Origin of the sequence: Selenomonas sp. KH1T6 (genome assembly GCF_900108415.1) — a bacterium.
Lineage (GTDB): Bacteria > Bacillota > Negativicutes > Selenomonadales > Selenomonadaceae > Selenomonas_B > Selenomonas_B ruminantium_A.
The window spans coordinates 1-14257 of record NZ_FNWN01000016.1 but is presented as its reverse complement, the minus strand read 5'-3'; the positions used below and the strand labels follow the sequence as shown (position 1 = coordinate 14257).

The window sequence follows — 14257 nt, the reverse complement described above, 5'->3', positions numbered from 1 at the left end:
ATGCTGTACTCATTGCTGAAAGTTATTTTTTGTTTGTTCTTCAAGATTTTCTTCCGGGCGGAAATCAAGAATGCGGACAGGCTGCCCAAGGAAGGGGCCTTTATCCTGGCCGCCAACCACATGAGCAACTGGGATCCGCCGCTCCTGGCCTGCTTTGCCACCAGGCCGGTGGGCTACATGGCTAAGGAAGAGCTTTTTGAACCTCCTGTCTTCGGCACGGCTATCCGTCACTGCCATGCTTTCCCCGTCAAGCGGGGGGCGGCAGATCGCGGGGCTATCAAGACTGCAGTGCAGGTGCTGAAAGGGGGACACTGCCTGGGGCTTTTCCCGGAAGGCACCCGCAGTAAGGATGGCAAGCTGCACAAGGCCGAAGCGGGGGTGGGGCTCATTGCTGCTATGACTGGAGCACCGGTGGTTCCTGCAGCGCTTATTGGCACTGACAAGATTTTCAAAAGCGGCAGCTTCTTCCCCAAGCTTAAGGTCATCTATGGGGAGCCTATGAGTTTTACTGGCGACCGCAAGGACAAGGAACAGCTGGCAGAATTCTCACAGTCCATCATGGACAGGATTGGAGAATTGAAGGCTGAGAACGAGTAATTTTTCTTTTGGTGGGGCTACAGACCTAAAGATGGAAAGATAGTGTAAAAAAAAATAAAAAACAAGTGAAAAACTATTTGCCTAGCCCTCATACTCATGTTATACTATGTCTTAGATTGCATAGAACCTGTGTTTTGAAGGCTTATGCATGACTAAAAAGATATGGTGGTAGATGTATGGAAGTAATCTTGGCAGATTACCTGGGATTCTGCTATGGTGTGAAACGCGCCATCAAGATAGCCAGGGAAAATGCTTCCGAGGATGGCACCTCCTGCACATTAGGACCTATTATCCACAATCCCCAGATGGTGGAGCGCCTGAAAGCTGAGGGCGTAGGTACGGTAGACAGGCTGGAGGAATTGCCTGAGGGCACCATCATCATCCGTTCTCATGGGGTAGGCCCGGAGGTTTATCAGGAAGCTGAGGAACGGGGGCTCAAGGTGGTTGATGCCACTTGTCCCCACGTGAAGAAAGCCCAGCTTTCCGCCAAGGAATTGGTTGATGAGGGTTATAATGTAGTCATCATCGGGGAGAAGCAACACCCGGAGGTCAAGAGCATCTTCGAGTGGTCGGGCCGCAAGGCTAGGGTGCTGGAGACTGAGGCAGAGGCTAAGGAACTGGATTCTTGTGCCAAGTTGGGGATAGTGTGCCAGACTACTTTCTCGGGGGCTAAGTTCCGTCAGATTGCCATGCATCTATTGGAAAAATCCCGGGATGTGCGAATCCTGCGCACCATCTGCACGGCTACGGACCAAAGACAGGCGGCAGCCATTGATCTGGCTCAGCAGGTTGACCTGATGCTGGTCATTGGCGGCAAGAACAGTGCCAATACCACGCGCCTTGCCCAGTTGTGCAACGAGTATTGTCTGACTTATCACATCGAGACGGCAGCAGAGCTCCGTGACGAGTGGTTTGACAAAATAGAAAAAATTGGTATTACAGCGGGTGCTTCTACACCTGACTGGATTATCAAGGAGGTATATAAAAAGTGTCAGAACAGAGCATGAAGGAATTATTGGAAGAAGCAGAGAACTCTATGCCGGATATCCAGGAGCGTACGGTTGTTACCGGCGAGGTAATCCAGGTTTCCCGTGATGAGGCTTATATCGATATCGGCTACAAGCAGGAAATCGCTGTGCCGAAGCGTGAGCTCGCTTACCCGACTCCGGAGTCTGCTGAGGATGTTGTGAAGGTCGGCGACAAGATCGATGTTTACATTGTTTCCCTCGGTGGCGACAACGGCGGCATCCTCTCCAAGGTCAAGGCTGACCGCATGGTTGCCTGGAAGGAGATGGAGGCTGTTCAGGAGCGCGGCGAGACTGTCGAGGCTCAGGTGAATCAGGTGGTCAAGGGCGGCCTGGTGGCTTCCGTCAACGGTCTCCGTGGCTTTATCCCCGCTTCCCAGATGGAGCTTCACTTCGTGAAGGATCTCTCCGTCTATGTTGGCCAGACTGTTGAGGCTGAGATCATCGAGATCGATGTCCACAAGCAGCGTCTGGTGCTCTCCCGCCGCAACCTCCTTGAGAAGGAGCGTTCCGAGAAGGAAGGCGAGATTTTCTCCACTCTCGAGGCTGGCCAGACCGTGCGCGGTACTGTCAAGCGTCTAGTGGACTACGGTGCTTTCATCGATATCGGCGGCGTAGACGGTCTTGCTCATATCTCCGACCTGGCTTGGCACCGCGTGAAGCATCCTTCCGATGTGCTTGAGGTTGGCCAGGAGCTGGATGTGTTCGTGAAGAGTGTTGATGTTGATGCTAAGCGCATCTCCCTGTCTGTGAAGGACACCATGCGTGATCCTTGGCTGGACAAGGCTGAGCGTTATGCAGAGGGCGACTTCATCGAAGGCAAGGTCATCAAGCTGACTGACTTCGGTGCTTTCATGGAAATCGAGCCGGGCTTCGATGGCCTGATTCCCATGGGCGAGCTGGCTGACCGCCGCATTGAGCGCGCCGATGAGGCTGTGCATGTTGGCGATGTTGTGAAGGTCAAGGTCCTCCGCATCGACATGAAGCGCAAGCGCATCTCCCTCAGCATCACCAAGGCTAAGAAGGACGCAGACAACGCTGTGTTCAAGAAGTACGAGGGCGCTGAGGAAGGTCAGGAGTAATTCCTGCTTCCGCAATTAGATAGGAAATTTACAGGGGAGTGATGTTTTCACATCGCTCCCTTGTTCTTTGGTTTTGGACTGTTGAGAAAGAAAGTATGAGCAAGAAAGATATGAGCAAAGCTGCACACCCCGGTGTTATCCTCAGAGTCTATCCCGGCAGTCTGGCTGAGGAATTGGAGCTTGTGCCCGGGGACAAGATTGTGGCCATCAATGGGGAAGAAGTAAGGGATATCATTGAACTTTCCTTTGCCATGGCAGACGAGGAGATTGAACTGCTGGTAGAGCACGCAGACGGCGAGCAGGAAATCATCGAGTTTGACAAGGACTTTGATGAAGAACTGGGGGTGGAGTTCGAGAGTGCTGTCTTTGACGGCATTAGGAGCTGCGCCAATCACTGCTATTTCTGCTTCGTGGACATGATTGCTCCCAATATGAGAAGCAGCCTGTCCATCAAGGATGACGATTACCGCCTGTCCTTCCTCTATGGCAACTTCGTCACCATGACCAATATGGGGCCGAAGGATTTTGAGCGGGTGGAGAAATACCATCTTTCGCCGCTCTTCGTCTCAGTCCAGTGCATGAATCCCGAGCTGCGGGCCCAGATGCTGCGCTGTCCCGGGGCAGCCCGCATTGCTTCCCAGCTGGACAACCTGGAAAAAGCCGGGGCTGAATACCACACTCAGGTGGTGCTGTGCGCAGGGCTCAATGACGGTGAGGAACTGGAGCGCACCATCAGGGAAATAGTGGAGCGGCGTCCTCATGCCCTCTCTCTGGCCATCGTGCCTGTGGGCATCACTAAGCACCGCACCGACCCTTATCCACTGAAGCAATTTGACAGAGAGAGTGCTGCCAGGGTCATCGACCAGGTGGAGAAGTGGCAGCGGAAAATCCAGCAGGAGGAAGGGCGTACCTTCATTTATCTTGGTGATGAGTTCTACTTCCTGGCTGGCCGTCATGTGCCTGGCACCGAGTTCTACGATGGCTTCCCTCAGCTTGATAACGGCATAGGCCTGACGAGAAACTTCATCAACGACTGGGAAGAGTGCGAGGCAGAGGCAGCAGATTATGAGGAGCCGGTGTATCTGGATGTGGTTTCCGGTACCTCCGTGGCCCCCATGCTGCAGGAACTGGCGGATAGAGCAGAGAATAAGAATCTCCATGTGCGGCTGGTGCCGGTGGTCAATGAATACTTTGGTTCCACTGTCAACGTATCAGGGCTGCTGACGGCCAGAGATATAATCAGGGCCTTGAAGGAATTGCCGGGCAGGCGCACTGGTATCCTGCTGCCGGAATCTGCCCTCAGGGCGGGGGAGGATGTTTTCCTTGATGATGTGACCCTGACTGATTTCGCCAAGGAATTCCCCGGCGTGAGAGTGGAGCCGGTGCAGTCAGGCGCGGATTATCGTGAGGCGCTGACCAACTGGCACGAATATCATAAGAATCGCAGTGGCGAAACTGCCTATATGTGGCAGAGCAATGCTGCTTATACCAAGACTATATCAGAATGACATTATTAATAAGGAAGAAGGTAATAGCACATGAAACCCATAGTGGCCATTGTGGGCCGGCCTAATGTAGGCAAGTCCACACTTTTCAACCAGATTGGCAAGAAGCGTGTTTCCATTGTGGACGATATGCCCGGTGTTACCCGTGACCGCATCTACATGGATGCGGAGTGGCTGAATCATGAGTTCACCATGATTGACACCGGCGGCATTGAATTTGATGAAAGCGACCATATCCTGAAGTCCATGCGCCAGCAGGCAGAGCTGGCTATGGAGGAGGCAGATGTGATTCTCTTTCTGGTGGACGGACGCAGCGGCCTCACCAACTCTGATGAGGAAGTGGCAAAGCTCCTGCGCCATGCCAAGAAGCCTGTTATCCTGGGTGTGAATAAGATTGACAGCCCCCAGCAGGCTATGAACATCTATGAATTCTATAACCTGGGGCTTGGGGACCCCATTGCCCTGTCTGCTTCCAACTCCATGAACATCGGTGACCTGCTGGATGCTGTAGTGGGGGCATTCCCCAAGGAAGCTGAGGAAGACGAGGAGACTGATGAGCTGGCTATTGCGGTCATCGGGCGGCCTAATGTGGGCAAGTCTTCTCTGGTGAACAAGATGCTGGGGGAGGAGCGGGTTATTGTCAGTGACGTGGCTGGCACCACCCGTGATGCCATCGACACTCATTTCATGAAAGACGGCATCAAGTTTATCCTGATTGATACCGCAGGCATGCGCCGCCGGGGCAAGATTGAGGAGGCCGTGGAGCGCTACAGCGTCATGCGTTCTCTGCGGGCCGTTGACCGCGCTGACGTGGTGCTCATGATGATCAACGCTGAAGAGGGCATCACCGAGCAGGACAAGAAGATTGCAGGCTATGCCCATGAGTCCGGCAAAGGTGTCATCATTGTCGTCAACAAGTGGGATATCTATCCCGACAAGGATGACAAGTCCACCCTGCGCTTCACTGAGGACTTGCGCGAGCAGCTGGGGTTCCTGCAGTATGCGCCGGTGCTCTACGCTTCTGCTCTTACAGGCCAGAGGGTGGGCCGGGTGACGGAGCTGGTGAAGTACGTGGCTGAGCAGCAGTCCATGCGCATCAAGACCAGCGTGCTCAACGAGCTCATCCGGGATGCGGTTTCCATCAATCCGCCCCCCATGCACAAGGGCCGCCGCCTGAAGATCATGTACATGACCCAGGTGGATATCCAGCCGCCTACCTTCATCATCTTCGTGAATGACCCGGAGCTTATGCATTTCTCCTACCTGCGCTTCATCGAGAACAGGCTGCGTGAGAGCTTCGGCTTTGAGGGCACGCCGCTGAAACTGATCGTGCGTTCCAGGGAGGAGGAAGAGTAATGTCCATGACTCTTCTGGCTTGTCTCATAGCCTATGTGCTGGGCTCCATTCCCAACGGCCTCTGGCTGGGAAAAGCTCTCTGGCACACGGACCTCAGGGAACACGGCAGCCACAATATCGGTGCTACTAATGCCTGGCGTACCCTGGGCAAAGGCCCTGGCTTCCTGATTTTCCTGCTGGACTTCTTGAAGGGCTTTTTGAGTGTGTACATCGCTTCAGCTTTAGTGGGCACGCCTCTTTCCATGGTGCTGGCGGCCATCTTTGCCATCGTGGGCCATTCCGCCTCCCTGTTCATGGGATTCAAGGGGGGCAAGGGGGTGGCTACGGGCCTTGGGGTGCTCTCCATGCTGATGCCCCAGGTTACCGGCATCGTCTTTCTCATCTGGCTGGTGATTGTAAAGATTACGGGCTATGTTTCCTTAGGCAGCATGGTGGCAGCGGTCTGCGTGCCGATGCTGGCTTTTGCCTTCCATGCGCCCATGGAGTACATTGTCTTTGGCGTGGCTGCTGCTGTGCTGATTGTGGTGAGACACAAGGCGAACATTGGCAGGCTGCTCAATGGCACCGAATCCAAGATCAAGGCGGGTCATCGCTGAGATTTTCCTAAAGAACAGCATTTTACACAAATATCGACAATTGCCCGAGGAATATGCATTTCCTTGGGCTTTTTGTTATATTTTGCCTGAAGCTATTGGCAAGAAAGCGCTCTGTGTGTTATACTATCCTTTGTAAAAGGACAATGATATTATTAAAGATAAACATTCGGAGGTGCTGTGATGTCAAAGGAAGAAAATGGTTTTTTCCTGGTTAAGGAGGAAATCTTGCCGGAAGCAATCAAAAAGACCATCAGAGTCAAGGAAATGCTGAAGCGTGGGGACGCCCGCACCATCAACGAGGCAGTAGAAAAGATGGAACTTTCCCGTTCTGCTTATTATAAGTACAAGGATTATGTCTTCCCCTTCTATGAGGCCAGCAAGAATAAGATTGTCACTCTGACCTTCCTCCTTGAGCATAAGAAGGGAGTGCTTTCCAGTGTACTGAATACCATCTCTTCGGATTCAGGCAGTGTGCTTACCATCAATCAGGGCATTCCCCTCCAGGGAGTGGCCAACGCTACCATTTCCATCGAGACTATGAATCTGTCTGTGGACTTGGAGGCCCTGCTGGACAAGCTGCGCATGGTTGACGGCGTGAAGCGTCTGGAAGTTCTGGGGCAGGCTTAAGTCACTGTTGATAAGGAAGGCAGGTGCGAAATGGGGCAGGAGATAAAAATTGGCCTTTTGGGAGCAGGCACGGTGGGCTCCGGGGTCATCAAGGTATTGGGCATGAACGCCCATGAGATAGAGCAGCGCACAGGGGTGCCCCTTGTCTTGAAGAAAGTCCTGGTTCGTGACACGAGCAAGAAACGTCCGGATTTTCCCGCCAGTGTGGAGCTGACTGACAATGCTGAGGATATACTGAACGATCCTGAGATTGAGATTGTGGTGGAGCTTATGGGAGGGCTGCATCCTTCCAGAGAATACATGCTCCGCGCCCTGGAGGCAGGCAAGCATGTGGTCACTGCCAACAAGGATGTGGTGGCCCAGTTTGGCAAAGATATGTTCGAGGCGGCAGAGAAGCACAAGGTGAACTTCCTCTTTGAGGCCAGCGTGGGGGGCGGCATTCCCATCATCGCTGCCATGAAGCAGAGCCTCACGGCTAATCACATCACTGAGGTCATGGGCATTGTCAACGGCACTACCAACTATATGCTCACCAAGATGAGCGAGGATGGCTGCGACTATGACAGCGTGCTGAAGGAAGCTCAGGAAAAGGGCTATGCCGAGGCCAACCCTTCCGCTGATGTAGACGGCCTGGATGCTGCCCGCAAGGCCGCCATCCTGGCTTCCCTGGCTTTCAACACCCGGGTGCAGCTGGATAATGTGTCCGTGGAGGGCATCACCAAGATCACGGCAGAGGATATTTCCTATGCCAAAGGTCTGGGCTATGTCATCAAGCTGCTGGCGGTGGGCAAGGATTCAGAGGAGGACGGCGTGGATGTGAGGGTACATCCCGTGTTCCTGCCCAAATCACATCCCCTGGCCTCTGTGAACGGCGTGTTCAACGCCATCTTCGTGCGTGGCAATGCCATTGGGGAGGCCATGTTTTACGGGCAGGGGGCAGGCTCACTGCCCACAGCTTCAGCGGTGACGGCAGATATCATTGAAGCTGCACGCAGCATCAAGTCCGATGATTCCAGCAGGAATCTTTGCACCTGCTACAGCCAGAAGAAATTCTGCCCGCTGGAGAAGACGGTTTCCTCCTATTACGTGCGCCTGCTGGTGGATGACAAGCCTGGCGTGCTTGGCTCTATTGCCACAGCTTTTGGCAACGCAAAGGTGAGCCTGAAGTCCGTTATCCAGACGCCCCTCAATGTCAAGGACCATGCGGAAATAGTGGCTGTCACTCATCCGGTGGAGCATGCCTGCGTGCAGGAGGCCCTGCGGGTCTTTGAAGGACTGCCGGTGGTAGATGAGATAAGGAATGTTATCAGAGTAGAAAACGATCGGGGGTAATGCCATGGGAGAGCGCACGATACGGGTAAGAGTGCCCGGTACAAGTGCGAACTGCGGACCAGGCTTTGATTCCCTTGGTTTGGCTTGTGATATATACAATGATTTGGAATTGACCCTCACCACGGAACCTGGGCTGGAAATCAGGATGTCCGGGGAGGGGGCAGAGAATATTCCCTGTGATGAGAGGAATATCTGCTGGCAGTCTGTGCAGCTCCTGCTGGACAAGGCAGGGGTGACGGAGTTCAAGGGAGCCCGCCTACACATGCTGAATCGTGTGCCATTGTCACGTGGTTTGGGTAGCAGCGCTACCGCCATAGTAGCGGGACTAAAAGCTGCCAATGTGATTATCGGCAACCGCTACAACCGCCACGAGCTGCTGCAATTTGCCAATGAGATAGAAGGCCATCCGGACAACGTGGCTCCGGCCATTTATGGTGGCTTTACCATCAATACGGTAACAGAGGGCCATGTGGAGTGCTTCTCCCTGATGCCCAAGCTGCGTCTGGAGTTGGTGGTGGCAGTGCCGGATTTTCCGCTTTCTACGCGGAAAGCCAGGGAAGTGCTGCCGGAAAAGATCACCAGGCAGGAGGCGGTCTACAACATCAGCCGCGCCGCCATGCTGGCTGCGGCTCTGGTGCGGGGCAATGAGCGCTTCCTCAAGAACGCCTTCGATGATGCTCTGCATCAGCCTTACCGTGCCGCCTTGATTCCCGGCATGTATGAAGTATTCCGTGCCGCCAGGGAAGCAGGCGCCATCGGTGCCAATCTCAGCGGAGCAGGTCCCTGCCTCATAGCCTATGTGCCGGAGCGCCTGCGCTCGGCAGAAAAGGTGGGGGAGGCCATGTGCGCTGCCTTCAAGGAACATGGAGTGAATGCCGAGGCCAAGATACTGGCTTTGGACACCCGTGGCGCACATATCATCAATCATTAAGTGAAAATTTAAGGGGCTCTGCGAAAGCAGAGCCCTTTTAGCCTTCCCTTTGAGGGGAAGGCATAAGTGAGGGAACGCCAAATGACAGAAGCTGAATTTGCGGCAAAAATAAAATCCATTGGTGCTGAAGCCTATATCGTAGGCGGCTGGGTGCGGGATTACCTGCGGGGGGCAGAGCCCAAAGACAGGGATTATATGTTATGCGGCTGCCGGGAGGAGGATTTTGCGAAGCTCTTTCCAGAAGCTTCGAAGGTGGGCAGGTCATTTCCTGTCTATTTGCTGGAAATAGGCGGGGAGAAATGCGAAGTGGCCTTTGCCCGCAGGGAAAAGAAGCAGGGGCAGGGTTACCTGGGCTTTGCGGTGGAATTCGGCCCGGAGGTCACCTTGGAGGAAGATCTCTACCGTCGGGACAGCACTATGAACAGCATTGCCCTGCGCCTTAGGGACGGGGCAATAATTGACACCTATGACGGCAGGGAAGATATTGAGGCAGGCCGCATACGGGCAGTGTCTCACCACTTCCGGGATGACCCCGTACGGGCTTTGCGGGCGGCCCGCCAGGCAGCAGAGCTGGGCTTTGATATCACGGAGGAAACTTATGGCTATATGGCTGATTGCGGCAAGGAACTGGCAGGAGAACCGCAGGAGCGCCTGCTGGAGGAAATGAAAAAGGCTTTGGCGTCATCAAAACCGTCTGTTTTTTTCAGAGCTTTGCAGAGGGCGGGACTTCTCGAGACAGTTTTCCCGGAAATAGCCGCACTCATAGGCAAGACCCAGCCAGAGGCCTTTCATCCCGAAGGGGATGCCTTTGAACACACCATGTTGATAGTGGACAAGGTGGCAGGGGACACAAAAAGCCTTATTGCCAGATTTGCAGGCCTGGCCCATGATCTTGGCAAGGGCAGGACTCCTGCGGAAATGCTGCCACATCACTATGGACACGAACAGCGGGGGCTGGAGGTGCTGGAGGACTGGAACCGCCGTATGACTTTGCCCAGAGAGTGGCTGAAGGCCGCTTCCTTTGTCATCAGGGAGCACATGCGAGCCCCACGGATCAAGAAGCAGGGAAAGATGGCGAAACTCCTGCTGAGTCTTGCCAGGTCGGGGCTGACTGTGCCAGAGTTCCAGGCAGTCATCAGGGCTGATCACGGCGGCCTGCCTGTCTATCTTGAGGAGGCAGAGCAGCTTATCAAGGCCATGGGCATGGTTTCCGGCAAGGAGGCTCCCGAAGGAATAACTGGTCAGGATATTGGCAGCTGGCTTTTCAGCCAGCAGGTGCGGCTTTTCCAGAGGGCTTTGAAGGAGACTGTTCATTGAAAAATGTTGAAAAAGCTGGTCAGCCCGGTTCTTTTTCTGGAAATTTCAAGATAGATACGCTATTATATATGGTATTGTGTTACTGAGTTTTAAGAATGGAGAAAAGCAATGGACAAGGCTCGCGAGACGGCCATGAAGGTCTTGCAGGAAGTGCATGAGAAGGGGGCCTATGCCAATGTGGCACTGGCCCAGGCTTTGCGGCGGACTGAGCTTACAGACCAGGACCGCCGTTTTGTGACGGAACTGGTTTATGGGGCAGTAAAGGCAGGGGATACCCTTGACTGGATCCTGCGGCGGTATATCAATCGCCCTATCAGCAAGATTCCTCCGGTTATCAGGGAAATTCTGCGGTTGGGGCTCTACCAGATATTCTACCTAGACAAGGTGCCGCCTTCAGCGGCCTGCAACACTTCCGTTGATTTGGCCAAGAAGTACGGTCATAAAGGGGTGGCAGGTTTTGTCAATGCGGTGCTGCGCACGGCAGTGCGGGAGCCGGAAAAAGCCGCTTTCCCACAGGGCAAGGGCCATGCTACGGAAGAACTGGCCTTGAAGAGCCAGCATCCCCTCTGGCTGGTGAAGCATTGGGTAAAGGCTTTTGGCTTCGAGGAGGCTGAGAGGCTCTGCGATTTTGATAACGAAAGCGCAAAGCTCTGCCTGCGGGCCAATACCCTGAAGGGGGACCGTGAGGACCTGCTGAAGGAACTGGCTGCCTGCGGTGCGGAAGCTGAGGCCTCTGACTGGACACCGGAAGGCGTGACGGTGAAGTCTCATGGTGCACTTGATGCGCTGGCTCCCTTGCAGGAGGGCAGGGCACAGGTGCAGGACGAAAGCTCCATGCTGGTGGCCCATGTGGTGGCACCAAAACCCGGAGAGTTTATCCTGGACTGCTGCAGCGCTCCCGGGGGCAAGACCACGCATATGGCGGCCCTGATGGGGAACAAGGGCCGCATTGTGGCGGGAGACATCTATGAGCACAAGCTTGCCCGCATAGAGGAGAATGCTGAGCGCCTTGGCATCGGTATCATTGAAACTATGCTGCTTGATGCCCGCGAGGCAGGAGACAAGTTCCCTGGACAGGCTGACCGGGTACTGGTAGATGCTCCCTGTTCTGGCTTGGGTGTCCTGCGCCGCAAGCCCGATGCCCGCTGGCATAAGAAACAGGAGGAGCTGAAAGAGCTGCCTTCCCTGCAGCTGGAAATCCTCAAAAGTGCTGCTCAGGCAGTAAAGCCAGGTGGTGTGTTGGTCTATAGCACCTGCACCATTGAACGGGCCGAAAACCAGGCAGTGGTGGAGGCCTTCCTGTCTGAGAACAAGGAATTCAAACTGGAAAAGACTGGCAGTTTCCTGCCCTGCCCGGGCAGCCATAGTGAGGATGAAATGGTGCAGCTTTATCCTCAGCAGGACGGAACGGATGGCTTTTTCATTGCCCGCATGAAACGACTTTGAACGAAAGGGATATGATTTTGAAAGATATTTTTGGCATGAGACTGGAAGAGCTTCAGCAGGTTTTGGCCGACTTCAAGCTGCCGAAGTTCAGGGCAAAACAGGTGGCAGAGTGGCTCTATGTGCGGGGGGCTGCTTCCTTTGAAGATATGACAAACCTGCCCAAGGGGGCAAGGGCGGAGCTGGCAGCCAGCCTCATCATTGGCCGCCCCCGGCTGAAGACAAGGCTGGACTCCGCTGATGGCCGCACCAGCAAGTTCCTGCTGGAATTTGCCGATGGCACTGCGGTGGAGACGGTGCTCATGCGCCAGCCCTATGGCAACAGCATTTGCGTGTCCACTCAGGCCGGCTGCAATATGGGGTGCGCCTTTTGCGCGTCCACTCTCCACGGCATGGCCAGGAACCTGACGGTAGGGGAGATTGCAGGACAAGCTGTGTATATCAATGATATGCTCAAAAAAGAAGACGGGGGCAAGGTGGATACGGTGGTCATCATGGGTTCCGGGGAGCCTTTGATGAATTACGACAATGTGCTGGGCTTTATCCGCCTGCTGCATGAGGACTATGTGCTGGGGCTGGGCTATCGCAATTTTACTCTGTCCACCTCAGGTATTGTGCCTCAGATGTACCGCTTGGCAGAGGAGGGGCTGCCCATATCCCTGTCCCTTTCCCTGCATGCCCCCAATGAGGAGCTGCGCTCCCAAATCATGCCTATCAACCGCAAGTATTCCATGAAAGAAGCTGTGACGGCAGCGGCGAATTATGCTGAGGTCACCAAGCGCAGGGTCACTTATGAGTATATCCTCATCGACCAGCTCAACGATAATGAGAAAGAAGCGGAAGAACTGGCAGGGCTGCTCAAGGGACAGCTGGCCAGTGTGAATCTCATACCCATCAATCCTGTCAAGGAACGCAATCTCCTGCGTCCCAGCCAGGCCCGCATAGAAGCTTTTGAAAACTATCTCAAAGCGAAGCATGTCAACGTGACGGTGCGGAAGGAAATGGGCACGGATATCCAGGCCGCCTGTGGGCAGCTGCGGAACAAGCATTTGCAGGATAAATGATTGTTTGATATTCAGGCAGGAGAATATCCTTTTATGTCGAACTAGTCCTCCAGAGAATTCTGATATTTGTGTTTCACATCTAGGAGGGTTAGTATGGATTTAGATTATCACTATGGTGCCATGTATGTGCTCTCGCGCTGGGGAAAGTTTGGCAGTGCCAATGCCCAGATCATCGCTACCAGCTGCCAGCTGGTGGATGACAATTTTGACGAGAATCCCCTTTCTGATGCCAGCGAAGATGAAGAGCTGGCTCGCGGCATCACTGTCCGTTACTCCAGCCAGAATGTGGTGGGCAATGTGACTGGCAAAGGCAACAAGGAAATTTGGATGCCCTTCCACTTCCTGCCGGGGCTGGAGGGTGAAACCGATGAGGAGAAGCTGACCTGCAGGAAGAACAGCGTACTGGTTCAGAAGCTGGCTGACCGTATCCTGGAGACTACTTTGGATAACTCGGATTTTGGCTTCAGGATTGGCATTGGCCTTCATGCTTATGCTGATACCTGGGCTTATCAGGGCTTCTCCGGCCTCAAGGATTCCATCAACACTGGTCAGCGTCAGCTGCTGATGAAGGAAGGTGCCCGCATGGGCAAGGCTGTGGGTGATTTCGTAGAGGGCAATGAGACCCTGAAGAACATCGCCAGCACTGTGTCTGCACAGGCTTCCAATCTGAGCAAAGCCATCGGTGACTTCGTGCAGGGCAATGAAACCCTGGGGAACCTGGCCGACACTGTCAATGCCCAGAAGGATAAGCTGGGCAAGGCAGTAGGAGAGATGGTAGAGGGCAATGAGACTCTGAGCAAGGTGGCAGGTACCGTGGGCGAGGCTGCCGCGGGCTTTGATGCCAAGCGTCTTTGGTGGCGGAGCAAGGATGGCACCAAGAACTGGGAAGAGTTCCTGGAGGCTTCGGACAAGACATATCGCATAATCCAGTCTGTAAGCTGTGAACCGGTGACGGGCCTTACGGACAGGCAGAAGGAGCTTCTGCTTGACTGCTTTGAGAGCATCCAGTCTGAAGATGCTGAGGAGCGCTACAACGAATGGCTGAAGCGCATCCATGAGAACTTCTTTGAGATAGAGGATTTTGATGACAACGATGCCAGCGCTGAGTACAGGCCTGGCACCATTCTGGGTGATGAAAACTTCCGCGGCCAGTTCTACAAAGAACTCAATGATCATTTTGACTGGGTGAGGAAAGAGCTGATAGAAGCCGGCCTTGATGTGCTGGAGAGCGAGCCAGTATATTGATCATCATAAACAAGTGAATGCAATAGTCCCCGTTTGCCTGTGTGAACTGCTCCCCGTCAAGAGGACAATAAAAAAATATAAGAATTCTTTGGTCGGCAGATTCGTCTGCCGGCCTTTTTATGCGACTAAATACAAGG

Annotated in this window: 13 protein-coding genes; all 13 read left to right on the top strand. The window is 54.1% G+C overall.

Annotation, left to right across the window (positions count from 1 at the left end):
• Positions 1-597: a lysophospholipid acyltransferase family protein gene (locus tag BLW59_RS10430; protein ID WP_029543528.1), complete on the top strand. Its 597-nt coding sequence runs from the start codon at positions 1-3 to the stop codon at positions 595-597.
• 176 nt (positions 598-773) lie between these two features.
• Positions 774-1604, top strand: coding sequence for a 4-hydroxy-3-methylbut-2-enyl diphosphate reductase (locus tag BLW59_RS10425; RefSeq protein ID WP_074697725.1), 831 nt, complete (start codon positions 774-776; stop codon positions 1602-1604).
• Positions 1601-2704, top strand: coding sequence for a 30S ribosomal protein S1 (gene rpsA, locus BLW59_RS10420; protein ID WP_029543532.1), 1104 nt, complete (start codon positions 1601-1603; stop codon positions 2702-2704). The genes BLW59_RS10425 and rpsA overlap by 4 nt, the downstream gene beginning before the upstream one ends.
• A gap of 95 nt (positions 2705-2799) precedes the next feature.
• Complete coding sequence (locus BLW59_RS10415) at positions 2800-4212, top strand: DUF512 domain-containing protein (RefSeq protein WP_413778187.1); 1413 nt, start codon at positions 2800-2802, stop codon at positions 4210-4212.
• Between the two features lie 30 nt (positions 4213-4242).
• Positions 4243-5565 carry a ribosome biogenesis GTPase Der gene (gene der / locus BLW59_RS10410; RefSeq protein ID WP_029543536.1) on the top strand — a complete coding sequence of 441 codons (1323 nt, stop codon included), beginning with the start codon at positions 4243-4245 and terminating at the stop codon, positions 5563-5565.
• Positions 5565-6161: a glycerol-3-phosphate 1-O-acyltransferase PlsY gene (plsY, locus tag BLW59_RS10405; RefSeq protein WP_074697724.1), complete on the top strand. Its 597-nt coding sequence runs from the start codon at positions 5565-5567 to the stop codon at positions 6159-6161. The genes der and plsY overlap by 1 nt, the downstream gene beginning before the upstream one ends.
• 180 nt (positions 6162-6341) lie before the next feature.
• Positions 6342-6788, top strand: a complete 447-nt coding sequence (locus BLW59_RS10400; protein ID WP_029543539.1) for an ACT domain-containing protein — start codon at positions 6342-6344, stop codon at positions 6786-6788.
• A gap of 30 nt (positions 6789-6818) precedes the next feature.
• The gene (locus BLW59_RS10395) at positions 6819-8120 is read left to right on the top strand and encodes a homoserine dehydrogenase (RefSeq protein ID WP_074697723.1); all 1302 of its coding nucleotides are present in this window, start codon (positions 6819-6821) and stop codon (positions 8118-8120) included.
• A gap of 4 nt (positions 8121-8124) precedes the next feature.
• Positions 8125-9051, top strand: coding sequence for a homoserine kinase (thrB, locus tag BLW59_RS10390; protein WP_029543542.1), 927 nt, complete (start codon positions 8125-8127; stop codon positions 9049-9051).
• An 81-nt stretch (positions 9052-9132) separates the two neighbouring features.
• Entirely contained in the window at positions 9133-10368 is a 1236-nt protein-coding gene (locus tag BLW59_RS10385) for an HD domain-containing protein (RefSeq protein ID WP_074697722.1), read from the top strand.
• Between the two features lie 108 nt (positions 10369-10476).
• Positions 10477-11814, top strand: a complete 1338-nt coding sequence (gene rsmB, locus BLW59_RS10380; protein ID WP_074697721.1) for a 16S rRNA (cytosine(967)-C(5))-methyltransferase RsmB — start codon at positions 10477-10479, stop codon at positions 11812-11814.
• A 17-nt stretch (positions 11815-11831) separates the two neighbouring features.
• Positions 11832-12875, top strand: coding sequence for a 23S rRNA (adenine(2503)-C(2))-methyltransferase RlmN (rlmN, locus tag BLW59_RS10375; protein ID WP_318258497.1), 1044 nt, complete (start codon positions 11832-11834; stop codon positions 12873-12875).
• 93 nt (positions 12876-12968) lie between these two features.
• A complete protein-coding gene (locus BLW59_RS10370) occupies positions 12969-14120 on the top strand; it encodes a DUF6765 family protein (RefSeq protein ID WP_074697720.1) in 1152 nt (383 codons plus the stop codon).
• Positions 14121-14257: the final 137 nt, after the last annotated feature.

Coding starts and splice junctions, on each gene's coding strand:
- BLW59_RS10430 (WP_029543528.1), top strand. CDS start 1: ATGCTGTACTCATTGCTGAAAGTTATTTTTTGTTTGTTCTTCAAGATT.
- BLW59_RS10425 (WP_074697725.1), top strand. CDS start 774: ATGGAAGTAATCTTGGCAGATTACCTGGGATTCTGCTATGGTGTGAAA.
- plsY (WP_074697724.1), top strand. CDS start 5,565: ATGTCCATGACTCTTCTGGCTTGTCTCATAGCCTATGTGCTGGGCTCC.
- BLW59_RS10370 (WP_074697720.1), top strand. CDS start 12,969: ATGGATTTAGATTATCACTATGGTGCCATGTATGTGCTCTCGCGCTGG.
- BLW59_RS10400 (WP_029543539.1), top strand. CDS start 6,342: ATGTCAAAGGAAGAAAATGGTTTTTTCCTGGTTAAGGAGGAAATCTTG.
- thrB (WP_029543542.1), top strand. CDS start 8,125: ATGGGAGAGCGCACGATACGGGTAAGAGTGCCCGGTACAAGTGCGAAC.
- rsmB (WP_074697721.1), top strand. CDS start 10,477: ATGGACAAGGCTCGCGAGACGGCCATGAAGGTCTTGCAGGAAGTGCAT.
- BLW59_RS10395 (WP_074697723.1), top strand. CDS start 6,819: ATGGGGCAGGAGATAAAAATTGGCCTTTTGGGAGCAGGCACGGTGGGC.
- rpsA (WP_029543532.1), top strand. CDS start 1,601: ATGAAGGAATTATTGGAAGAAGCAGAGAACTCTATGCCGGATATCCAG.
- BLW59_RS10415 (WP_413778187.1), top strand. CDS start 2,800: ATGAGCAAGAAAGATATGAGCAAAGCTGCACACCCCGGTGTTATCCTC.
- der (WP_029543536.1), top strand. CDS start 4,243: ATGAAACCCATAGTGGCCATTGTGGGCCGGCCTAATGTAGGCAAGTCC.
- BLW59_RS10385 (WP_074697722.1), top strand. CDS start 9,133: ATGACAGAAGCTGAATTTGCGGCAAAAATAAAATCCATTGGTGCTGAA.